This window comes from Dokdonella sp., assembly GCF_017744955.1.
Classification (GTDB): domain Bacteria; phylum Pseudomonadota; class Gammaproteobacteria; order Xanthomonadales; family Rhodanobacteraceae; genus Dokdonella_A.
In genome coordinates this window covers 541,213-561,634 of record NZ_JAGIAG010000001.1, presented here as the reverse complement: position 1 = coordinate 561,634, position 20,422 = coordinate 541,213, and the positions used below count along the sequence as shown (strand labels likewise).

Genomic DNA, 20,422 nt, shown 5'->3' with positions numbered 1-20,422 from the left:
CGGCGGAACCTTAAGCCAATCTTGGTCCCGGACGCGAAAACGGCGCGCGGCCGCGGCATCCGCCGTGGCCGCGCGCCGCGCTCGGGACGATCAGGCGAGCGCCGCCTCGTCGAGGCCGGCGGTCACGTCCTTGGCCTTCTCGGCGTGGTGGTCCTCGGCCAGCAGCATGTAGAACGCCGGCACCACGAACAGCGTGAACAGCGTGCCGATGGTCAGACCGGTCGAGATCACCAGGCCCATGTTGAAACGGCCCGCGGCGCCGGCGCCGGAGGCCATCACCAGCGGAATCACGCCGAGCACCATCGCCGCGGTGGTCATCAGGATCGGACGCAGGCGCACCGCCGAGGCGTGCTCGATCGCCTCGCGCTTGCCCATGCCGGCGCGCTGCATCTCGTTGGCGAACTGCACGATCAGGATGCCGTGCTTGGAGATCAGGCCCATCAGCGTGACCAGTCCGACCTGCGTGTAGATGTTCAGCGAGGTGTTCCAGCCGAAGCCGATCGCCTTCATGCCGACCAGGCCGGGCAGGATGTTGATGAACACCAGCGCGCCGAACAGCGCCATCGGCACCGACACCAGGATCACGATCGGATCGCGCAGGGAGTTGAACTGCGCCGCCAGCGCCAGGAACACGATGATCACCGCGAACAGCAGGGTCAGGGCGAAGCCGCCCGACTCGGTGACGAACTGGCGCGCCTGGCCGGAGTGGTCGATCTGGTAGGTGCTCGGCGCCGTCTCGCGGATGGTCTGCTCGACGAACGCGATCGCCTCGCCCTGCGCGACCATCGGCACGCCCTGGAAGGTCACCGAGTTGAGCTGCTGGAAGCGCGTCAGCGACTGCGGCACGACTTCGTTCTTGATCGTGGCGATGGTCGAGGACGGAATCACCGAGCCGTCGCTCACGCGGATGTAGTTGTCCAGCACCTGCTCCGGATTCAGCCGGTCGGTCTGCAACACCTGCGGGATCACCTTGTACGAACGCCCGGCGATCGAGAAGTAGTTGACGTAGCCGCCGCCGAGCGCGGCGCCGAGCGAAGCGCCGACGTCCTGCTGGGTCAGGCCGAGCGTGGCGACCAGGTCGCGATCGATCGCGACCGTGCTCTGCGGCTTGTCGATCTTCAGGTTGGTGTCGACGAAGAAGAACAGGCCGCTCTTCTGCAACTTGTCGAGCACCGCCTGCGAGACCTGGTACAGGTTCTCGAACGGCTCGGTGGTCTTCATCACCACCTCGACCGGCATGCCGCTCGCACCCGGCAGCGCCGGGAACTGGAACGCGACCGTGTTCGCCGCCGCGATGCCGCTCCACTTGGCCTGCAGTTCCTCCTGCATGACGTGCGCGCTGCGCGTGCGCTGGTCCCAGGGCTTGAACACGATGCCGGTCAGCGCCGAGTTCGGGCCGGAGAAGCCGGTGAACTGGAACACCAGGTCGCTTTCCGGCAGCGTCCTGGCCACGTCGTAGGCCTGGTTCATGACCGAGACGGTCTGCGCCGGCGAGGCGTTCGGCGCGCCCAGCGACATGCCGACGACGATGCCCTGGTCCTCTTCCGGCGCCAGTTCCGACTTGGAGTTCATGAACAGGAACACGGTGCCGCCGAGCAGCAACACGCCCATCACCACCGGCACGATCCAGGTCTCCAGCGTGCCGTGCAGGCGGCGTTCGTAGCCTCGATGCAGGCGCTCGAACTGGCGGTCGATGAACTGCACGAAGCGGCCGCTTTCCTGCTCGGCCTTGAAGAAGCGCGAGCACATCATCGGCGACAGCGCCAGCGCGACCACCGCCGAGACGGTGACCGAACCGGCCAGCACGAAGGCGAACTCGGTGAACAGCGCGCCGGTCAGGCCGCCCTGGAAGCCGATCGGCACGTACACCGCGATCAGCACGATGGTCATCGCGAGGATCGGCCCGCCGAGCTCGCGCGCGGCGAGCAGGGCCGCCTGCATCGGCGTCTTGCCTTCCTCCTTCATGTGGCGGTCGACGTTCTCGACCACGATGATCGCGTCGTCGACGACCAGGCCGATCGCCAGCACCAGCGCGAGCAGCGTGATCAGGTTGATCGAGTAGCCGAGCGCGAGCATCACGAAGAACGTGCCGACCAGCGACAGCGGCATCGCCACCACCGGGATGATCACCGCGCGGAAGCTGCCCATGAACAGGAAGATCACGATCGTGACGATCACCAGCGCCTCGACCAGCGTCTTGACCACTTCGGCGATCGAGGTGTTGATGAAGTTGGTGGCGTCGTAGCCGATGTTCGCGCTGAGCCCCGTCGGCAGCTGCTTCTGGATCTCCGGGAACACCTCGCGCACGCGCGCGGCGACGTCGAGCACGTTCGCGTCCGGCGCGACCTTGACGCCGAGGAACACCGACTGCTGCCCGTTCAGCGCGGTCGCCGAATCGTAGTCCTCGGCGCCGAGCACGACGTTGGCGACGTCCTCGAGGCGCACGATCGCGCCGTCCTTCTGCCGCACGACGAGCCGGCGGAACTCCTCGACCGAGTGCAGATCCGTCGAGGCCGTCAGCGGCACCGTCACCGCGTCGCCCTTGCTGGCGCCGACCGCGGTCAGGTAGTTGTTCGCCGACAGCGCGGAATAGACGTCGCCGGCGGTGACGCCGTGCGCGGCCATGCGCGCCGGATCGAGCCACGCGCGCAGCGCGAACTGGCGCGCGCCGAGCAGCTCGGCGGTCTGCACGCCGGCGATCGAGTCGAGCTGCGGCTTGACCACGCGGATCAGGTAGTCGGTGATGTTGTTGGTCGGCAGCGTGTTGCTGTAGAAGCCGAGGTACATCGCGGCGGTGGTCTCGCCGACCGCGACCGAGATGATCGGCTGCTGCGCCTGCGGCGGCAGCTGGTTGCGCACCGAGCTGACCTGGGTCTGGATCTCGGTCAGCGCGCGGTTCGAGTCGTAGTTGAGCTGCAATGTCGCGGTGATCGTCGACACGCCCGACAGGCTCGAGGAGGACAGGTAGTCGATGCCCTGCGCCTGCGCGATCGCCTGTTCCAGCGGCTGCGTGATGAAGCCGGCGATCGTCTGCGCGTCGGCGCCGTAGTACGTCGTCGACACGGTCACGACCGCGTTCTCGGTCTTCGGGTACTGGCGCACCGAAAGATCGCTGATCGAGCGCAATCCGAGCACGAGGATCAGCAGGCTGACGACGATCGCCAGCACGGGTTTCTTGATGAAGATGTCGGTGAAATTCATGGGCAGTTTCCGCGGGCCCGCCGTTCCCGCCTGTGCGGGAAGGACGTGCCGTCAGCTTGGCAATCCTGGATGTGGATCGGGCGCCTCAATGCTCTTGGGGCTTGGGATTGGCTTGATCCGGCGGCTGCACCGAGTTGTCGATGACCAGCGGCGTGCCGTTCTTCAGCTTGAGCTGGCCGCTGGTGACGACCTCGGCGCCCTCCTCGACTCCCTTCACGATCGCCACCTGGTCGCCGCGCTTGGCGCCGGTGGTGACGAAGGCCTGCTGCGCGGTCGGCGCTTCTTCCTTGCCCTGCGCGTCCTTCTTGCCGGAGCGCGCGACGAGGAACACCGTTTCGCCGTACGGATTGAAGGTCACCGCGCTCTGCGGCAGCGTCAGCATCGACTCCTTCGTGCCCACCGCGACCTCGACGTCGGCGAACATGCCCGGCGTCAGTTCCTTGTCCGGGTTGGCCACCAGCACTTCGACCTGCACGTTGCGCGTGTCGCCGTCGACCTTCGGGTTGATCGCGCTCAACTCGCCCTCGAACGAGCGGTCCGGGAACGCGTCGAGCTTCAGCGTCGTCTTCTGGCCGACCTTCAACGTGGCCAGATTGCGCTGCGGCACGAAGAAGTCGACGTAGATCGGATCGAGCTGCTGCAAGGTCACCACCGCGGCGCCGGGATTGACGTAGGCGCCCGGGCTCAAGGTGACGATGCCGGCGCGGCCGCTGAACGGCGCGCGCAATTGCTTCTTGGCGATCACCGCCTGCTGCTGCGCGACCGCGGCCTGCTTGGCCTTCAGGTCGGCGGCCGCGGTGTCGTAGTCGGCCTTGCTGACCGCCTGCGCGGCGAGCTGCTGCTTGGCACGGCCGAACGTCACCTCGGCCAGCGCCGCGGCGGCCTGCAGCTGCTGGAGCTGCGCCTGTTCGTCGGCGTCGAGCAGTTGCACCAGCAGGTCGCCCTGCTTGACCTCACTGCCGGAGCGCACGGCGACCTTGGTCACCAGGCCGGCCACCTCGAAGGCGAGATCGGCGCCGCGCGCCGCGCGCAGGGTGCCGACCGCCGACTGCTGCGGCTGCCACTCCTGCCTGCCCGCCTTGGTCGAGCTGACCGTCTGCGGCGGCTGGGTCATCTTCGACATCGCGTCCTTCATCGCCATGCGGCCGCCGACGTTCCAGCCGACCAGCAGCAACAGCAACAGGCCGACCAGCACCAACATGATGACCATGCGCTTGGTCGTGCTCGGTTTCTTCTTTTCGGTTCGGGTTTGCATACGGGGAGCTCTGGGTTCGCGATCGTCCTGGACCGCAAGAATCGCCAAACGGGCGTCCTGCCCGCATTCCAAACGTGTGTCTATTCGATGAAGGTTCCGCAAATTTCGCGAAACCCGATGTGCCGGCGCGGTTCGCGAACGGACGGTCGCGGCGGAGCCGCGTTCCTCGCCGCGAACGCTCGCGCGCTCGCGCTATCGGCACATTCCGTGCGCCTGCGCCGTTCCTACTTCGATGCGACCGACGCGGCCGCGAGCTTGCCGACCTCGCCCTGCCAGCCGCCGCCGAGCGCCGCGTACAGCGCCGCCGTGTCGGCCAGGCGCGCCGCGCGCGCCTGGATCAGGCCGATGCGCGTCTGCTGGTACTGGCGCGTCGCGTCGAGCATCTGCAGATAGCTCGCCGCGCCTTCCTTGTACTGGCCGCGCACCAGATCGAGGCTGCGCGAGGCGGAGTTCTCCGCTTCGGCCTGCGCCTTCAGGTTCTCGGCGTCGAGTTCGAGTGCGCGCAGCGCGTCGGATACGTTCTGGAACGCGCCGAGCAGGGTCTGCTGGTAGTCCGCCGCCGCCTTGTCGAGGCCGGCCTCGGCCGCGCGCTTCTGCGCGCGCAGCGTGCCGCCGTGGAACAGCGGCTGCAGCAGGTTCGCGCCGATGCCCCAGACCTTGCTGCCGCTGCTGAAGAGGTCGCCGGCGTCGCGCGCCTGCGAGCCGAGGCTGCCGCTCAGCGTGATCTGCGGATACAGGTTCGCGGTGGCGACGCCGAGATCGGCGGTGGCGCGATGCAGCTGCGCCTCGGCCGCGCGTATGTCCGGACGCTGGCGCGCGACTTCCGACGGCAGGCTGAGCGGCACTTCGCGCGGCAGGTCCAGCGCGTCGAGTTCGAGCGCGGCGAATTCCGCTTCCGACGGGAACTGGCCGAGGTACACCGCGATCTGGTTCTGCGTTTCGCCGAGCTGCTGGCGCAGCGACGGCAGCAGCGCGCGCGAGGTCGCCGCCTGGGTGCGGATCGCGAGCACGTCGCCGAGCGACTTCGCGCCGATCTCGTGCTGGCGCTCGACCACCTTGAGCTGCTCGTCGTAGAGCTTGATGACTTCCTCGGTCGCCTGGATCTGGCCGCGCAGCGAAGCCTCGCGGAAGCTCGCCGTGGTCACGTTGCCGGCGAGGCTCAGATAGGTGCCCTGCAGCTGGAATTCCTGGTAGTCGGCGAGCGCGGACTGCGCCTCGACGCCGCGGCGCACGCCGCCGAACAGGTCCAGCGTGTAGCCGACGCTGACGCCGGCGTTGTGCAGGGTGAACGCGTTGCCGTCGACGGCGTTCTGGTTGCCGCGCGTCACGCCGAGGTTGGCATCGACGCTCGGCAGCAGCGAACCGCGCGAAGCGTTCACGTTCTCCTGCGCCTGACGCAACGCGGCCTGGGCCGAGGCGATGCTCGGACTGTGCGCGAGCGCGCGCTCGACGCGGCGATCGAGTTCGTCGTTGCCGAACGCGGTCCACCAGCGCTCCGGCACGTCGGCGCCGTCGAGGAAGCGCTGCGCATCGCCGGTCGGCGCATCGGTCGCGACGGTCGCCTCCGGCAGAGCGCCGGCGCGATAGCCCTTGCCCTCGGGCAGGGTCGGGCTGCGGAAATCGGGACCCGCGGCGCAGCCGGCCAGGGCAATCCCCATGGCCAGCGCAAGGACACGCAGCGGCAGGGTCGCGGCAGGCGCGGCGCGCAGGCGCGCGCGATCGAGTTCACTCGTCATGACACATCCATTAACTGAACTTTAGAGTTCAATAATACTGAGGCAGGAACGCCTCGATCAAGATGTGCCGGACGTCATGTCCGCTGGCGGCGAGCCGGACGCGCAACGTAAGCGCCGGCTGGCAAAGTGGACAATGACAGAAGTCACTTCCGGCACGATGTGGCGCGCGCTGTTTCCACGCCGTTCAGATTGCCCCGTTCGGACAGGCGTGGGGCCAGCGCCGCGCGAATTCAAGGGACGGTGCGGAAAAGGATTTCGTTTCGCCGGTGAAGCGAGCGGAAGCGTCGTACGTCGCTCAGGCGCGATGCTCGCGCGCGAGGTATTCCTCACTCTGCATCTCGATCAGGCGCGACTCGGTGCGCGCGAACTCGGCGCGCAGGCGTTCACCGTCGTACAACTCGACGATCGGCGCCGCCGCCGACAGCACCAGGTTGACGCCGCGGTCGTAGACCTCGTCGACCAGCTCGATGAAGCGCCGCGCCGCGTCGTCGGTCTGCGGCGTGAACTGCGGAACGTTGGACACCAGGATCGTGTGGAACGCCTTGGCGATCTCGATGTAGTCGGCGACCGCGCGCGGCCCTTCGCACAGCGCGCCGAACTCGAACCAGATCGCGCCATCGGCCTCGCGCCGCACGGCGACCGGGCGCTCGTTCAACGTCGTCGTGAAGTCCTCGCGCGCCGCGCCGTGCGCCACGCGGTTGAACGCGGCGAGCATCGCGCGCTCGGCGGCGGAGCCCGGCGGCGTGTAGTACACCGGCGCCCGCTTCAGCGCGCGCAGGCGGAAGTCCTGCGGCGAGGCGAGCTCGTGCACCTCGCAATGCCGCTCGATCAGCGCGATCGCCGGCAGGAAGCGCTCGCGCTGCAACCCGTCCTTGTACAGCTCCGGCGGCGGCGTGTTCGACGTCGTCACCAGCACCACGCCGCGCTCGAACAGCGCGCGCAGCAGGTTGGCGAGGATCATCGCGTCGCCGATGTCGCCGACGAAGAACTCGTCGAGCACCAGCACGCGCACCTCCCCGGCGAGGCGTGCGGCGACCTCGACCAGCGGATCGCTGCGGCCGTCAAGCGAACGCAGCTCGGCGTGCACGTCCTGCATGAAGCGATGGAAATGCACGCGCCGCTTCGCCGGCGTCGCCAGCGATTCGTAGAACAGGTCGCAGAGGAACGTCTTGCCGCGGCCGACGCGTCCCCACAGGTACAGTCCGCGCGGCGCGTCCGGCGCTTCGCCGCGCAGCCGCTGCCACAGCGAAGGCGTGCGCCGTTCGGCGAGTTCGGCGTGCAGCCGGTCGAGCGCGACCAGCGCCGCGCGCTGCGCCGGATCGTCCTGCCATTCGCCGGCCGCGACGCCGGCGAGATAGCGCGCGCTCGGCGTGTCCGCGCCGGCTGCTCCAGCGGCGAGGCTCATGCCGTGCGCAATGGCGGCAAGCGGTCGGCGAGCGGCGCCTTCAGCGCCTCGCGCAGTTCGATCAGGCGCCGATGGAAGAAATGGCCGGTGTCCGGCAGGCGCACCACGGTCGGCGGCGGTTGCAGCGTCGCCGCCCAGGCGTATACCGCGGCCGGGTCGACGACCTCGTCGGATTCGCCCTGCACGATCAGCCACGGATGACGCGGCGGTGCGACATCGCCGAAATCCCAGCGCCCGGCCGGCGGCGCGATCAGGATCAGCTGCGCCGGATCGAGCGTCGCGGCCGCGCGCATCGCGACGAAGCTGCCGAACGAGAAGCCCGCCAGCCACAAGGCGTCACCCGGCCGCTGCGCCTGCGCCCAGCGCGCGATCCGGATCAGGTCGTCGGTCTCGCCGATGCCGTGGTCGTGCACGCCTTCCGAACGACCGACGCCGCGGAAGTTGAAGCGCACGGTGGCCAAACCGAGATCGAGCAGGCAGCGATCAAGCGTGGTCACCACCTTGTTCGTCATCGTGCCGCCGCCGCCGAGCAGCGGATGCGGATGGCAGATCACGGCGACGCCGGCGCGCGCGAGCGCGGGTTCCGGCGTGGCGCAGACGAGTTCGAGCGTGCCGGCCGCGCCTTGCAGCAGCACCGTCGCGGAACCGGCGGGGAATTCGGGAGAGTCGGAAGCGTTCGCGGCATTCATCGCCGCGCATGATAGCGTGCGCCGATGCACGCTCCCCTGCCCGCACCGTGAACCATCTCGCGCACGCGCTGGTCGCCGCACCGCACGAAGACGGCATGTTCGGCGGCCTGATCGCCGATTTCCTGCGCGGACGCGTGGATCCGGCGCTGCCGCGCGGCGTACGCCTCGGCATCGCGCTGCATCGCGCGGTGGACGTCTACACCGATACGCACGCCGAAGTCGCCGCGGCGCGCGCGTTGTTTGAGCCGCCCTACCGCCGCTACGCCGGCATCCTGCTCGACATCTGGTTCGACCACCTGCTCGCGCGCGACTGGACCCGCTACGGCCCCGGCACGCTGTACGAATTCTCGCAGCGCGTGCGCGACCTGCTCACGCGTCGCGACGCGGAACTGCCACCGACCATGCGCGGCTTCGTGCGCTACCTGCTCGCGCACGACCTGCCCGAACGCTATCGCGACACGGCGATGATCGCCGAGGTGCTGCGCGGCATGTCCACGCGCCTGTCGCGCGCCAATCCGCTGACCGAGGCGCTGCCGGCGCTGCAAGCGAACGCGGCCGCGCTGGAGCGTCATTTCGCGGCGTTCTTCCCGCAGCTGCTCGTCCATGCGCGCGCCGAGTGGGCGCGGCTGGAAGCGACGACGCCGGACTAGGACTCGCGCTCTCGCGACGATCGCGCGCTCAGGTCACCGGCGGGATGTTCTGCGCGACCCGCCACATCACGCCGCTCGGATCGAACAGCGTGAAGTCGCGCATCGCCCAGCTGCGGTCCTCGGGCGTGCCGACCTCGACGCCGAAGCGCGCGGCGACACCGGAGGCGAGCACGTGCGCGTGCCAGTCGTCGACGTTCTCGACCAGCAGATGCATCTGGAAGTGGCGCGCGAACGCCGGCGCGTCGAACGCCTGCAGCAGGAAGCTCGTTTCGCCGTGACGGACGTAGGCGAGGTCGGCGGACGACCACGGAACCTCGAAGCCGAGCGCGAGATAGAACTGCTTGGAGGCCTCGAAGTCGACGGCGGGCAGGAAGGCCTTGATCTCGACGGTCGCCAGATTCATCGCCTTCTCCACAAATGCGAACGCCGCCCGTGGGCGGCGTTCCTGACTCAGGTCGAGCGCGGTTACTTGACCTGGCTGAGGATGTATTCGACGACCGCCTTCATCTGCGCGTCGTTCAGCGCCGGGTTGCCGCCCTTCGGCGGCATCACGCCGGTCTTGCCGGTGAAGCCTTCGATCGCGTGCTTGAGCAAGATGTCCTCGCCCGCGGCGACGCGCGCGGCCCAGGCCGACTTGTCGCTGACCTTCGGCGCACCGGCGACGCCGGCGTCGTGGCAGGTGTGGCACAGGTTGCCGTAGATCGTCTTGCCGTCGGTGGTGCCGCCGTAGGCGACCTGCGAGGCCGCGGCCTTCGCCGCCGCTTCCTGCGCGGCCTGCATCGCGGCGCGACCGGTGTCGCCGGCGTAGACGCCGCCGACCGGCGCGATGCGCTGCTCGGCGAGCTTGGCCTTGTCCGGGTTCTCCGACGGCGGATGGGTGGAGTAGATGTGCATCGCCAACGCGATCAGCAGCACCGCGACCAGCGCGAGAAAGCCGATCAGCATCGCGAAACGCTTCAAGAAGACCGAATCGGCCTGAGTGACAGGATTGGTCACGAAACCACCTCAGCGGGAATGGTCGATACCCGATACGTCGGGTATGCCCCAAATAAGCCTGACGAGTATAACGGCCGTATCCAGGTCCGGGAAGGCACCAGGCCGGTGCGATGCGCAGCGCGGTGCCACTCCCTGCGCGCCCGGATGCGGCGTGTTGCCGCAGTTCGCAGCATCACCCCGCCCCCACGGGCAGGTGCGCAGAACCATGCGGCAGCCTGCTCTTGGTCGAACCGAATTTCTCGCCCCGAAATGGCGCGCTCGAGAGGATTCGAACCTCCGACCACCGCCTTCGGAGGGCGGTACTCTATCCAGCTGAGCTACGAGCGCGTGATCCCCATTGTCGCATGAAGTCCCGCGACTTCGCGATCAGCGCCCGGCGAGCTTGCTGTGGCGGATGCCGTAGGCGAAGTAGATCAGAAGGCCCAGCGAGACCCAGACCACGAACACCAGCCAGGTCACCGCGGCGAGTTCGGACAGCAGCCAGATCGAGAAGCCGATGCCGATCAGCGGCACCAGCGGCACCAGCGGCGTGCGGAACGCGCGCGGCAGGTCGGGCTTGCGCACGCGCAGCAGGATCACCGAGGCGCAGATCACGATGAACGCCGACAGCACGCCGATGTTGACCAGCTTGGCGACCTCGCCGAGCGGGAAGAACCCGGCGACCAGCGCGGTGAACACGCCGAGCACGATGGTCGGGCGGTGCGGCGTGCCGTAGGTCGGGTGCACCTTGGCGAACCAGTTCGGCAACAGGCCGTCACGCGACAGCGCGAACCAGATGCGCGCGGCGCCGAGCATGAAGGCGAACAGCACGCTGATCAGGCCGAACACCGCCGACACCGAGATCGTGATCGCGACCCAGTGCAGGCCGAGGTTCTTGAACGCGTCGGCGACCGGCGCGTCGGTGTTGAGCGTCGGGTAGTGCGCGATGCCGGTCAGCACCATCGACACCGCCAGGTACATCGCCATCGAGATGCCGAGCGAGAGCAGCACGGCGCGCGGCAGGTCGCGCTGCGGATTCTTCGATTCCTCCGCCGCGGTGGTCAGCGTGTCGTAGCCGAACACGGCGAAGAACACCACCGCCGCCGCGGTGACGATGCCCTGGAAGCCGAAATGGGCGACGCCGTCGGCGCCGATCACGCGCTCGGGGATGAACGGATGCCAGTTCGCCGGATCGATGTGGAACACGCCGATGCCGATCACCAGCACGACCGCGGCGACCTTGATCGCGACCACCAGCGTGTTGAAGCGCGCGCCCCATTCGGTGCGGAAGATCAGCAGCGCGGCGATGCCGAGCGTGACCAGCGCCGCGACCACGTTGAACACGCGGCCCTCGCCGGTGCCCATCGCGCCCTGCGCCCAGGTCGGCAGCACGATGCCGGCGCCGGCCAGCGCGGACTGCACGTAGCCGGACCAGCCGATCGCCACCACCGCGACGATCAGCGCGTATTCGAGCAGCAGATCCCAGCCGATCAGCCAGGCGACCAGCTCGCCGAGCGTGGCGTAGCTGTAGGTGTAGGCGCTGCCGGTGACCGGAATCAGCCCGGCGAACTCGGCGTAGCACAGCGCCGCCGCCGCGCTGGCGATGCCGGCGATGATGAAGGCCAGCGCCACCGCCGGCCCGGCGTTGACCGCCGCCTGCTGCCCGGCGAGCACGAACACGCCCACGCCGATGATGCCGCCGATGCCGATCGCGGTGAGCTGCCACAGGCCGAGCACGCGACGGAATTCGCCGCGCTGGCCGAGTTCCGACTGCAGTTGCTCGACCGACTTGTGCCGCATCAGTTGCGCGATCAGGCTCATCGACGTCCTCCCAAATGACCGCGGATCATAGCCGAGCGCCGCGCGATTCCCCTGCTGCGCTGCGGGCATGACGACCGGCGTTTGCGCGGTCCGCGCCGCGCGCGCTAGGGTGGGCGGCTTCGTCACGTTTCGGACTTCCGCCGCCGATGGACATCCCGGGCCCGCTCGCCGCCCTGCTCGCCTGGGGCCTGCCCGGCATCGCCGTCATCGCGCTGGGCGAAAAACTCATCCCGCTGGTGCCCTCGTACGTGCTGTACGTGTTCCTCGGCATGACCGCGGTCAGCGGCAGCGGCGCGCTGGTCGTGACGATCCTGGCGGCCACGCTCGGCTCCTCGCTCGGGGCGCTGGCCTGGTACGGTCTCGGCCGCGCGCTCGGCGAGCGCCGCACCGAAGCCGCGGTCGAACGCTGGGGCCGCTGGGTGTTCCTGCCGCCGCAGCGCTACCGCCACCTCGCCGGCCTGTATCGGCGCAATCATTTCATCGCCACGCTGCTCGGCCAGGTCACACCGGTGGTACGCATCTACCTGCCGCTGCCGGCCGGCGTGCTCGCACTTGCGCTCGCGCCGTTCACCTTGGCGATCGTGCTCGGCAACCTCGCCTGGGACGCCGCCCTGCTCGGCATCGGCTACGCGCTGCGCGGCAGCGGCGGGGATCCGCTGAAGGCGGGGATCGCAGTCGTCGTCGGCTTGCTGCTGATCGAGACGCTCGCCGTGCTGGCGTTGCGTTGGCGCGCGCGGAACAGGCGTCCCGCATGAAGAAACAGCGTTGTTATATGCGACAGCCGACCGAGCGAGAGTCGCCTTCCACTACTCGGGTAATGAAGCCATGAACGCAACCAGCAAACTCACTGCACGGGCGCGGGTTTCCGTTCCTGCCGCCATGCGGCGCAAGCTCGGTATCGGTCCGGGTTCGACGATCGCCTGGGAGCTGGACAACGACCGCGTCGTCGTGCGTCGGGTCGGGGTACACCGTTCCGAAGCGATTCACTCCATCTTGTTCGACGACGAACCGAAGCGGAAAACGCTGGCCGAACTCAAGGCCGGTATCACGAAGCATCTGCGCAGACACTATACGAGCGATTGACACGACCGCCTGCTCGTACGCGACGATCCGGCGCACGTTGCCGCCACCGAAGAGTTTGTCGCCCAAGGAGTTTGGGTGCCTTTGCTCGCGCTGGCCGAGACGGTATGGGTGCTCGATGCCGTCTACCAGCGCAAGCCCGCGCAAATCGCGCTGGCGATCGAAATGCTGCTCAATCACCAGCTTCTGGTCGTCGAACGCAGCGACATCGCCGCGGCCGCTCTTGCGCATTACCGTCAGAGAACACGACCAGGCTTCAGCGACTGCCTGATGCTCGAAGTCGCACGCGCGGCGGGACATACGCCTTTCGGCACGTTCGACAAACCCCTTGCACGACTCGATGGGACGCGACTGCTGAAGTCGTAGGCCTCTTCACCGCAACTTCGTCGCCCGCCGCGCGGAAAGCTCGGTCGGCGCCGCGAACGTATCCGGCCGCGCGACCGCCCAGAAGCGCTGGAACACCGCATGCTCCGGCACGCCGGCGAGCAGCTCGCCCGGTTCGAGGAAGCGGTACAGCGCGGCGAGCGAACGCACCTCGTTGCCGGACACGCGCCGGATCAGATGCTCGGGGCCGAGTTCGGTCGGATGGTTGAGGCCGGAGGCCTGGATCAGGTCCTTCAGCGCCTTCAGCGTGTTCTCGTGGAAGCTCGCCACGCGCGCCGCCTTGTCCGGCACGTCGAGCTTCTTCCAGCGGCCCTTGTCCTGCGTCGCGATGCCGGTCGGGCAGCGGTCGGTGTGGCAGCTCTGCGACTGGATGCAGCCGAGCGCGAACATGAAGCCGCGCGCGGCGTTGCACCAGTCCGCGCCGAGCGCGAGCGTGCGCGCGAGGTCGATCGCGGTGATCACCTTGCCGCTGGCGCCGATGCGGATGCGGTCGCGCAGATTCAAGCCGACCAGCGTGTTGTGCACCAGCATCAGCGCCTCGCGCAGCGGCGCGCCGACGTGATCGGTGAACTCCAGCGGCGCCGCGCCGGTGCCGCCCTCGCCGCCGTCGACGACGATGAAGTCCGGCAGGATGCCGGTGGTGGTCATCGCCTTGGCGATGCCGAACCACTCCCACGGATGGCCGACCGCGAGCTTGAAGCCGGTCGGCTTGCCGCCGGACATCTCGCGCAGGCGTGCGACGAACTGCAGCAGACCCTCCGGCGTGTCGAACGCGGAGTGACGCGACGGCGAGATGCAGTCCTCGCCCATCGGCACGCCGCGCGTGAGCGCGATCTCCGCGCTGACCTTCGGCGCCGGCAGCACGCCGCCGTGGCCGGGCTTGGCGCCCTGCGAGAGCTTGATCTCGATCATCTTGACCTGCTCGAGCACGGCTTTCTCGGCGAACCGCTCCGCGCTGAACACGCCGGCGCGCTCGCAGGCGCCGAAGTAGCCCGAGCCGAGCTCCCACACGATGTCGCCGCCGTTCTGCCGGTGGTACGGCGACAGCGAGCCCTCGCCCGTGTCGTGGTAGAAGCCGCCGCGCCGCGCGCCTTCGTTCAGGGCCAGGATCGCGTTCGGCGACAGCGAACCGAAGCTCATCGCCGAGATGTTGAACACGCTGGCCGAGTACGGCCTGGCGCACTGCGGGCCGCCGATGTCGATGCGGAAGTCGTGGCTGGCGATCACGCTCGGCGCGAGCGAGTGGTTGATCCATTCGTAGCGCTCGGCGTACATGTCCAGCTCGCTGCCGAACGGACGCACATCGAGTTCGTTCTTCGCGCGCTGCTTCACGATCGCGCGCTGCACGTGCGAGAACGGCACTTCTTCGTTGTCCGACTCGACCACGTACTGGCGCAGCATCGGTCGCACGTCTTCGAAGAAGAAGCGGATGTGCGACAGGATCGGGTAGTTGCGGCGCAGGGTCGATTTCTTCTGCGCGATGTCGGTGACGCCGATCGCGACCAGCACGCCGGAGACGATCGCGAGCAGCTGGTTGGCCATGCCGTAGCGCCAGCCGGCCAGCGCGAGCACGAATACCACCAGGCACAGCGCGAACGCGAGATAGCGGGCGGGCAACCACTTGTCCATGAGCGACTCCTCCGGATGCACGTCGATCCAGCATAGCCCACGTTGCGCGGCGAGCGTTGCCGCTACACTTCGCGCATGGAAGAGAACGAGCGCCCGAAGACGCCGCGCCGGCGCAGCGCAGCGTCTCCGCAAGGCGACGCTGCGACGCCGGAAGGCGCCACCCCCGCGAAACCCGTACGCCGACGCGCCGCGCCGAAGGTCGAAGACGGTACGGAGAATGTCGCGCCGAAAGCCCCGCGCGCGCCGTCGAAACCGCGCGCCGCATCGACGACGACGCGTCGGACGCGCGCGAGCGGTGAAGCGACGGAAGTTGCGGCGTCGCACAGTGGCGAAGCGGCGGCGCCTGCTCGCACGGCGCCGCCGCGCACGCCGCGCAGTCGCAAGCCACCGGCGGCCGAGCTCGATTCGAGTCCGGATGCGCCGCGGTCGATGGCTCCGCTCGATGGAACCGCTGCGCCGTCGGAAGCGATGCCACGCGCTTCGGTCGATCGCGCGACGCCCGTTCGCGAGCCGGACGTGTCGGCGCGCGCTGCCGGCGCGCCACCGGTAACGTCGGCAGCTGCAGCCAAGGCGGAACCTGCGAGAACAGCGGAAGCTGCGGCAGCCGAAACGCCGCCGACGATGGCTCCGCTCGGCAGTACGACTGCATCGTCGCAACCGGCGGTGCCATCCGCGTTGCCCGATCGCGCGCCGCTCGTTCCTCAATCGGAAACGCCTGCGCATGGCATCGACACGGCGACGCTGACGCCCAAGCCGCAATCCGCGACGACGGCCGCGTCTGAGGCCCTGCGAACACCGCCGCCCATGACTCCGCTCGACAGAGCCGTTGCATCACCGGAATCGTCCGTACCCCGCGAATCCCCCGATCGCGCGGCGCCCATTCGCGAATCGAAACCGCCTGCGCCCGTCGTTGCCGCGCCATCGACGGCAACGACGCCGACAGCAAATCTGCCGCCTGCGAAGACGCAGGCGGCCGTGGCTACCGAAGCGTCCCTGTCGACAATGACGCTCGACAGCCCGGTCGCGTCACCGGAGTCGTCGGTCTCCCGCGAGTCGCCCAAGCACGCCGCACCTCTTCCTGGACCGGAAGCGCCGGCACCCGCTGTCGCGCCACCGACAAACCCGACGCCGACCGCCAAACCGCAGTCCGCGAAGACACGAATGGCCGAAGCCTCCGAAGCGCCGCCGCCGATCCCCTCGTTCGCGCGCAAGCCCGAACCACCGCCGCAACGCAAACCCGCCGCGCCGCGCCCGGCTGATACGTCCAAACGTTCCGGCCAGGTGCTCGACTGGCTGCTCGCGCGCCTGCCGACACGCTACCGCGGCCGCGCGCACGACTACCTGGTGCTGATGCGCATGGACCGCCCGGTCGGCGCCCTGCTGCTGCTGTGGCCGACGTGGTGGGCGTTGTGGTTCGCGGCGAATGACTTCCCGCCGATCGGCCTGTTGCTCATCTTCACGCTTGGCGTGTTCGTCATGCGCTCCGCCGGCTGCGTCATCAACGACTACGCCGACCACGGCTGGCTCGACGCGAAGGTCGAACGCACCGCCGGTCGCCCGATGGCCGCCGGGCGCGTGTCGAAGAAGGAAGCGCTGACGCTGTTCGGCGGCCTGCTCGCACTCGCCTTCGTGCTGGTGCTGTTCACCAACGCGCTGACGATCCAGCTGTCCTTCGTCGGCGCCGCGCTCGCCGCGATCTATCCGTTCACCAAGCGCGTCACGCACCTTGCCCAGGTCGTACTCGGCGCCGCGTTCGGCTGGTCGATCCCGATGGCGTTCGCGGCGGTGACCAACTCGCTGCCGCCGCTCGCCTGGCTGCTGTTTCTCGCCAACATCCTGTTCTCGACCATCTACGACACCGAGTACGCGATGGTCGACCGCGACGAGGACATCCGCGCCGGCGCGAAATCGACCGCCATCCTGTTCGGCGACGCCGACCGCGTCATCATCGGCGTGCTGATGGCGACCTTCCTGCTCGCCATGCTGCTCGCCGGCACGCGCGCGCACCTCGCCTGGCCGTACTTCGTCGGCCTCGCCGCCACGGTGGGACTGTTCGGCTACCAGCAGTGGCTGATCCGCGCGCGTGACCGGATGGCGTGCTTTGCGGCGTTCCGGCACAACAACTGGGTCGGATTGGCGCTATGGGTGGGGTTGGCGATGGCGTTGGCGGTGCGCTGAACCGACGCCGCGCCGCCGTGATAGGATCACTACACCATACACATCCAAGGTGTATCGCATGCTCTCGCGTACCAATATCGTGCTCGACGACAGGCTGGTCCGCCGCGCCATGAAGAAGGCCGGCGTGAAGACCAAGCGCGAGGCGGTCGAAGCCGCCTTGCAGGCTTTCGTGCGCGAACCGGGCTACGCCGCGGTGCTGGCATTGCGCGGCAGCGGCGGCGTCGCCGACGGCTACGAGCCGAAGGCGAGCGCGCCGTCGAAGTGGTTCGTTCACGAACCGTGATCGTCCGATCGTGATCGTCGACTCATCGGTCTGGATCGACTATCTGCGCCATGGCCGCGGCCGAGTCGCCGACCAGCTCGACGAAGCCCTGCGCCGGCGCAAGGTTCTGATGTTGCCGGTGATCTTGCAGGAAATCCTGCAGGGCGCCGATTCGCCGCAACGCTTCGCTGCATGGCAGCGCGCGTTCGAGGCCGTGCCGGTCGCACACAGCGCCGAACCCCAGCTCACCGCAATCCATGCCGCCGGCCTCTATGCGCGCTGCCGCTGGGCCGACATCACCGTACGCAGCGCCAACGATTGCCTGATCGCGGCCAGTTGCATCGAACTGGACGAACCGCTGCTGCATCTGGACCGTGACTTCGAGCGTATTGCCGAGATCGAGCCACGGCTGCGCATCGCGGCCGCGTGAGATCGGCCGCCGTCGACTTAGCCGGATGGCGGCCCGTCTTGCCCCGGCCATTTGCCGCCACCATAATGGCAACTGGCAGGAGGTCGCCCCATGAGTTCCGTTCCCCACATCGCCGAAGTGCTCGCGCTGCCGGACATCCACACCGACGGCGATCTCGTCGAAGCCATCGCCGAAGGCTTGCCGTCCGCGACCGTGCGCCGTCTGGAAGGCTACGGCTTCGCCGCGGCCGAGATCTTTTCGGTGGTCGGCCCCGAACGCACGTTGCGGCGGCGCATCGGCGAGAAGTCCCCGCTGACCTCGCGCGAAGCCGACGGCCTGGTGCGCATGGCGCGCATCGCCGCGCTCGCCGACGACGTGTTCGGCGACCGCGAGAAAGCCCTGCGCTGGCTGCGCAAACCCAAGCAGCACCTGCTGCCCGGACACCGCGACACGCGCCCGATCGACCTCGTCGCGACCGAGCACGGCGCGCGCCTGGTCGAGAACCGCCTGCGGCAGATCCAGTACGGCGTGTTCGCTTGACCACGCTCTGGCGCCTGTCGGCGTACGACACGCTCGACGGCATCGGCGGGTTGTATGCGGACGGCCGCTGGCACAGCCAGGGCGTGCGCATCGTCTACACCGCCGAATCGGCTGCCGGCGCGCTGCTCGAATTGCGCGTGCACCTCGAGGTCGACGAGGAAGACCTGCCGGATCGCTATCAACTGCTCGAAATCGCGCTGCCGCCGGGCCTCACGATCGAATCGCTCGACCCCGCCACGCTGCCGAAGGACTGGGCGCACCGCCCGGACGTCTCCGCCGAGTTCGGCATGACTTGGCTCGCCGCGCAGCGCAGTCCTGCGCTGCGCGTGCCCTCCGCAATTCTGCCGGCGACCTGGAACGTGCTGCTGAACCCGGCGCACCCGGCGATGGGCGGGGTGCGCGTGGTCAGGAAGTTGCCGTTGGAACTGGATCGGCGGTTGTTTCGGTGAGGCCGCTGAAACGCTTCGCCGATGGGCGTGCTCATCGCTTGCCGAGTAGCTCGGAACGCCCCACGACGGCTCTTTCCTGCGGAACAGCCACGGGTTCTGAGAATCCGCTGAAGGCGTCGCCCAACGCAATCTCACCCATCGCGTAGACGCGCTTGTCGCGCAGACCGGCGAGACCTTCCTGCCAGGCGAGCAGCATGCGCTTGCCGATCGCTTCGAAGCCGGAATGTTCGGCCATCGCCGCGCGAACTTGCGGACCCACTTCGGCCATCGCGGTGCCGATCCGGTCGACGATGTCGGTCTGTTCGCGCGGCGGCAATCCGAACGTGGTGGCGATGAACGTCTGCAGATTCCTGCCCGGATCCCAGGTCTTCTTTCCCATGAAGGCGATTGCGGGAGGATTCCTGGCGTACTCGGGATATGCCGCGGTAGTGATCATGTCGTAAGCCGGCGTGAGATGGACGTCGTCTCGCCGGGTATAGCGCAGAGCCACGTTCTTGGCGTGACAGTCCGCGTTGCGCAGAGCGTAGGTCAGCAGCAGCAGAGTCGCCATCGGCCGGAACACGTCCGAGCGGTGGGCGATCGGCACGTGATCGCGCACCGCCTTGGCGATGCGCTCCCAGGTGGTTTCGTACTTGGCCGCCGGGCGCAGACCGAGCAGCGCGCAGAAGTCCTCCATTCCCCACCGGCGTACGCCGTTCTCGTCCACGTCGAAGCGATGGACGACCAAGGCCTGGCCGTCTAGCGACACCTCGGTCGCCGCGGCGGGCATGACGCGGCGGACGACTTCCATGCACAGATGTTCGTTCAATGACACGAACGGCAGCAGCCGCGAGGAGCCCTTGATGATGTGCCGGTGGGTGAACAGCGTGGTCTTCTTGTGCGGGCCGATGCGGACTTTCTCGGCATCGCCGTCGAGGAACTTGGGCACGACACCCGACACGCCGCTGGCGGCATGCCGGCGCACCAGCTCGGCGAAGGCCTCCTCCGAGTTGTCACCTTGCAGCAGTGCGGCGACGTCGACCGGTTTGGGCGGCTGCTCCAGGTCTGCGCCCGGCGGCGCCACCTGCACGCGGCCGATCATGTTCCGGCCGATCACCGACAGCAACGCCATCGGGCTGGCGCCGATGTGCGGACCGAATTGTTCCTGCAATACCTGCAACAGGTAGCCTTCCGGCAGATTCATCTGGAAGATCGGGTGCAGGACGTCGTCCCAGAGATAGGGATCGCGCCGCACATGCATCGTCAGGGAAACGACCTCTTCGGCGGCGACCTTGTCGTGATACGCCATCGAACTGCGGAAGTCGCCGACCGCCGCCAAGGTCGCGACCTCGCGCCCGAGCACGTAGACGGAAAGGCTCACGCGCCTCCTCCACGTTCACGTCGCAGCTCGTCCAACGAACCCGCGGCGGCGGTTTCCACGAACTGGAGTTCCATCCCGAGCACGGCCAGCACGGCCAGCAGCTTGCGCGAGCCGAACTCGGCCAGCTTGCCGCGCTCGAAGCGGGACAGCACTTCTTGCGAGACATTCGCACGGGCGGCGACCTCGCCCTGTTTCAGGCCGAGGAACCGTCGTCGTGCGGCGGCTGCCTCGCCTAGCTCCGGCACCGTCTGCATTGATGTATTTGTCAAATAATTGGAGATTTTGGCCAGTATTTGACAAATACGCCCAATAGTCAACTCGTCCAGGGCGCAATCAGGGGAGGCGCGGCTTCGAACGGAGCTGCCGCCTTTCGATCGCCGGCCAAACCTCTCCTCGGAC

The 20,422-nt window shown here is 68.3% G+C and carries 21 protein-coding genes and 1 tRNA gene; 9 read left to right on the top strand and 13 right to left on the bottom strand.

The window, feature by feature from the left end; all coding sequences use genetic code 11:
* Nucleotides 1-90: 90 nt before the first annotated feature.
* The 5 genes from J7520_RS02300 to J7520_RS02280 form a co-directional block, all read right to left on the bottom strand.
* Entirely contained in the window at nucleotides 91-3,201 is a 3,111-nt protein-coding gene (locus J7520_RS02300; protein WP_291183352.1) for an efflux RND transporter permease subunit, read from the bottom strand.
* Between the two features lie 85 nt (nucleotides 3,202-3,286).
* The gene (locus tag J7520_RS02295) at nucleotides 3,287-4,456 is read right to left on the bottom strand and encodes an efflux RND transporter periplasmic adaptor subunit (protein ID WP_291183350.1); all 1,170 of its coding nucleotides are present in this window, start codon (nucleotides 4,454-4,456) and stop codon (nucleotides 3,287-3,289) included.
* A 224-nt stretch (nucleotides 4,457-4,680) separates the two neighbouring features.
* Entirely contained in the window at nucleotides 4,681-6,192 is a 1,512-nt protein-coding gene (locus J7520_RS02290) for an efflux transporter outer membrane subunit (protein WP_291183348.1), read from the bottom strand.
* Nucleotides 6,193-6,487: 295 nt separating this feature from the next.
* Complete coding sequence (gene zapE / locus J7520_RS02285; protein WP_291183346.1) at nucleotides 6,488-7,597, bottom strand: cell division protein ZapE; 1,110 nt, start codon at nucleotides 7,595-7,597, stop codon at nucleotides 6,488-6,490.
* Complete coding sequence (locus tag J7520_RS02280) at nucleotides 7,594-8,286, bottom strand: alpha/beta fold hydrolase (protein WP_291183343.1); 693 nt, start codon at nucleotides 8,284-8,286, stop codon at nucleotides 7,594-7,596. Before J7520_RS02280 ends, zapE begins: the two co-directional genes overlap by 4 nt.
* 47 nt (nucleotides 8,287-8,333) lie before the next feature.
* Here J7520_RS02280 and J7520_RS02275 point away from each other — a divergent pair, with 47 nt between their 5' ends.
* On the top strand, nucleotides 8,334-8,936 hold the full coding sequence (locus tag J7520_RS02275) for an ACP phosphodiesterase (RefSeq protein ID WP_291183341.1): 603 nt from the start codon (nucleotides 8,334-8,336) through the stop codon (nucleotides 8,934-8,936).
* 28 nt (nucleotides 8,937-8,964) lie between these two features.
* On the opposite strand, the gene J7520_RS02270 is transcribed toward J7520_RS02275, so the two are convergent.
* From J7520_RS02270 to J7520_RS02255, 4 genes are all read right to left on the bottom strand, one after another.
* Nucleotides 8,965-9,339 carry a VOC family protein gene (locus tag J7520_RS02270; RefSeq protein WP_291183340.1) on the bottom strand — a complete coding sequence of 125 codons (375 nt, stop codon included), beginning with the start codon at nucleotides 9,337-9,339 and terminating at the stop codon, nucleotides 8,965-8,967.
* 62 nt (nucleotides 9,340-9,401) lie between these two features.
* A complete protein-coding gene (locus J7520_RS02265) occupies nucleotides 9,402-9,881 on the bottom strand; it encodes a c-type cytochrome (RefSeq protein ID WP_291184877.1) in 480 nt (159 codons plus the stop codon).
* Nucleotides 9,882-10,182: 301 nt separating this feature from the next.
* A tRNA-Arg gene (locus tag J7520_RS02260) sits at nucleotides 10,183-10,259 on the bottom strand.
* Nucleotides 10,260-10,298: 39 nt separating this feature from the next.
* The gene (locus J7520_RS02255) at nucleotides 10,299-11,732 is read right to left on the bottom strand and encodes an amino acid permease (protein ID WP_291183339.1); all 1,434 of its coding nucleotides are present in this window, start codon (nucleotides 11,730-11,732) and stop codon (nucleotides 10,299-10,301) included.
* A gap of 146 nt (nucleotides 11,733-11,878) precedes the next feature.
* Here J7520_RS02255 and J7520_RS02250 point away from each other — a divergent pair, with 146 nt between their 5' ends.
* The 3 genes from J7520_RS02250 (at nucleotide 11,879) to J7520_RS02240 (ending at nucleotide 13,178) form a co-directional block, all read left to right on the top strand.
* The gene (locus J7520_RS02250; RefSeq protein WP_291183337.1) at nucleotides 11,879-12,487 is read left to right on the top strand and encodes a DedA family protein; all 609 of its coding nucleotides are present in this window, start codon (nucleotides 11,879-11,881) and stop codon (nucleotides 12,485-12,487) included.
* 70 nt (nucleotides 12,488-12,557) lie between these two features.
* Nucleotides 12,558-12,815 carry an AbrB/MazE/SpoVT family DNA-binding domain-containing protein gene (locus J7520_RS02245; RefSeq protein WP_291183334.1) on the top strand — a complete coding sequence of 86 codons (258 nt, stop codon included), beginning with the start codon at nucleotides 12,558-12,560 and terminating at the stop codon, nucleotides 12,813-12,815.
* Between the two features lie 9 nt (nucleotides 12,816-12,824).
* Nucleotides 12,825-13,178, top strand: a complete 354-nt coding sequence (locus tag J7520_RS02240; protein WP_291184875.1) for a PIN domain-containing protein — start codon at nucleotides 12,825-12,827, stop codon at nucleotides 13,176-13,178.
* A 6-nt stretch (nucleotides 13,179-13,184) separates the two neighbouring features.
* On the opposite strand, the gene J7520_RS02235 is transcribed toward J7520_RS02240, so the two are convergent.
* Both J7520_RS02235 and J7520_RS02230 read right to left on the bottom strand, forming a co-directional pair.
* Nucleotides 13,185-14,825, bottom strand: a complete 1,641-nt coding sequence (locus J7520_RS02235; RefSeq protein ID WP_291183332.1) for an FMN-binding glutamate synthase family protein — start codon at nucleotides 14,823-14,825, stop codon at nucleotides 13,185-13,187.
* Between the two features lie 62 nt (nucleotides 14,826-14,887).
* Nucleotides 14,888-15,394, bottom strand: a complete 507-nt coding sequence (locus tag J7520_RS02230; RefSeq protein WP_291183330.1) for a hypothetical protein — start codon at nucleotides 15,392-15,394, stop codon at nucleotides 14,888-14,890.
* Between the two features lie 712 nt (nucleotides 15,395-16,106).
* Here J7520_RS02230 and ubiA point away from each other — a divergent pair.
* The 5 genes from ubiA (at nucleotide 16,107) to J7520_RS02205 (ending at nucleotide 18,663) form a co-directional block, all read left to right on the top strand.
* On the top strand, nucleotides 16,107-17,003 hold the full coding sequence (ubiA, locus tag J7520_RS02225; RefSeq protein WP_291184873.1) for a 4-hydroxybenzoate octaprenyltransferase: 897 nt from the start codon (nucleotides 16,107-16,109) through the stop codon (nucleotides 17,001-17,003).
* A 58-nt stretch (nucleotides 17,004-17,061) separates the two neighbouring features.
* A complete protein-coding gene (locus tag J7520_RS02220) occupies nucleotides 17,062-17,286 on the top strand; it encodes a type II toxin-antitoxin system VapB family antitoxin (protein ID WP_291183328.1) in 225 nt (74 codons plus the stop codon).
* Nucleotides 17,287-17,296: 10 nt separating this feature from the next.
* A complete protein-coding gene (locus J7520_RS02215) occupies nucleotides 17,297-17,695 on the top strand; it encodes a PIN domain-containing protein (protein ID WP_291183326.1) in 399 nt (132 codons plus the stop codon).
* Between the two features lie 90 nt (nucleotides 17,696-17,785).
* Nucleotides 17,786-18,214, top strand: a complete 429-nt coding sequence (locus J7520_RS02210) for an antitoxin Xre/MbcA/ParS toxin-binding domain-containing protein (RefSeq protein ID WP_291183324.1) — start codon at nucleotides 17,786-17,788, stop codon at nucleotides 18,212-18,214.
* The gene (locus tag J7520_RS02205; protein WP_291183321.1) at nucleotides 18,211-18,663 is read left to right on the top strand and encodes an RES family NAD+ phosphorylase; all 453 of its coding nucleotides are present in this window, start codon (nucleotides 18,211-18,213) and stop codon (nucleotides 18,661-18,663) included. Before J7520_RS02210 ends, J7520_RS02205 begins: the two co-directional genes overlap by 4 nt.
* 31 nt (nucleotides 18,664-18,694) lie before the next feature.
* Here the strand turns inward: J7520_RS02205 and J7520_RS02200 are convergent, their stop codons facing one another.
* Both J7520_RS02200 and J7520_RS02195 read right to left on the bottom strand, forming a co-directional pair.
* Nucleotides 18,695-20,005: a type II toxin-antitoxin system HipA family toxin gene (locus J7520_RS02200; protein WP_291183319.1), complete on the bottom strand. Its 1,311-nt coding sequence runs from the start codon at nucleotides 20,003-20,005 to the stop codon at nucleotides 18,695-18,697.
* Between the two features lie 14 nt (nucleotides 20,006-20,019).
* The gene (locus J7520_RS02195; RefSeq protein WP_291183317.1) at nucleotides 20,020-20,277 is read right to left on the bottom strand and encodes a helix-turn-helix transcriptional regulator; all 258 of its coding nucleotides are present in this window, start codon (nucleotides 20,275-20,277) and stop codon (nucleotides 20,020-20,022) included.
* Between the last annotated feature and the right edge of the window lie 145 nt (nucleotides 20,278-20,422).

Excerpts from the sequence above, each read along its gene's own strand:
- J7520_RS02300 (WP_291183352.1), bottom strand. The coding sequence starts at position 3,201 with ATGAATTTCACCGACATCTTCATCAAGAAACCCGTGCTGGCGATCGTC.
- J7520_RS02295 (WP_291183350.1), bottom strand. The coding sequence starts at position 4,456 with ATGCAAACCCGAACCGAAAAGAAGAAACCGAGCACGACCAAGCGCATG.
- J7520_RS02290 (WP_291183348.1), bottom strand. The coding sequence starts at position 6,192 with ATGACGAGTGAACTCGATCGCGCGCGCCTGCGCGCCGCGCCTGCCGCG.
- zapE (WP_291183346.1), bottom strand. The coding sequence starts at position 7,597 with ATGAGCCTCGCCGCTGGAGCAGCCGGCGCGGACACGCCGAGCGCGCGC.
- J7520_RS02280 (WP_291183343.1), bottom strand. The coding sequence starts at position 8,286 with ATGAATGCCGCGAACGCTTCCGACTCTCCCGAATTCCCCGCCGGTTCC.
- J7520_RS02270 (WP_291183340.1), bottom strand. The coding sequence starts at position 9,339 with ATGAATCTGGCGACCGTCGAGATCAAGGCCTTCCTGCCCGCCGTCGAC.
- J7520_RS02265 (WP_291184877.1), bottom strand. The coding sequence starts at position 9,881 with ATGCTGATCGGCTTTCTCGCGCTGGTCGCGGTGCTGCTGATCGCGTTG.
- J7520_RS02255 (WP_291183339.1), bottom strand. The coding sequence starts at position 11,732 with ATGAGCCTGATCGCGCAACTGATGCGGCACAAGTCGGTCGAGCAACTG.
- J7520_RS02250 (WP_291183337.1), top strand. The coding sequence starts at position 11,879 with ATGGACATCCCGGGCCCGCTCGCCGCCCTGCTCGCCTGGGGCCTGCCC.
- J7520_RS02245 (WP_291183334.1), top strand. The coding sequence starts at position 12,558 with ATGAACGCAACCAGCAAACTCACTGCACGGGCGCGGGTTTCCGTTCCT.
- J7520_RS02235 (WP_291183332.1), bottom strand. The coding sequence starts at position 14,825 with ATGGACAAGTGGTTGCCCGCCCGCTATCTCGCGTTCGCGCTGTGCCTG.
- J7520_RS02220 (WP_291183328.1), top strand. The coding sequence starts at position 17,062 with ATGCTCTCGCGTACCAATATCGTGCTCGACGACAGGCTGGTCCGCCGC.
- J7520_RS02210 (WP_291183324.1), top strand. The coding sequence starts at position 17,786 with ATGAGTTCCGTTCCCCACATCGCCGAAGTGCTCGCGCTGCCGGACATC.
- J7520_RS02195 (WP_291183317.1), bottom strand. The coding sequence starts at position 20,277 with ATGCAGACGGTGCCGGAGCTAGGCGAGGCAGCCGCCGCACGACGACGG.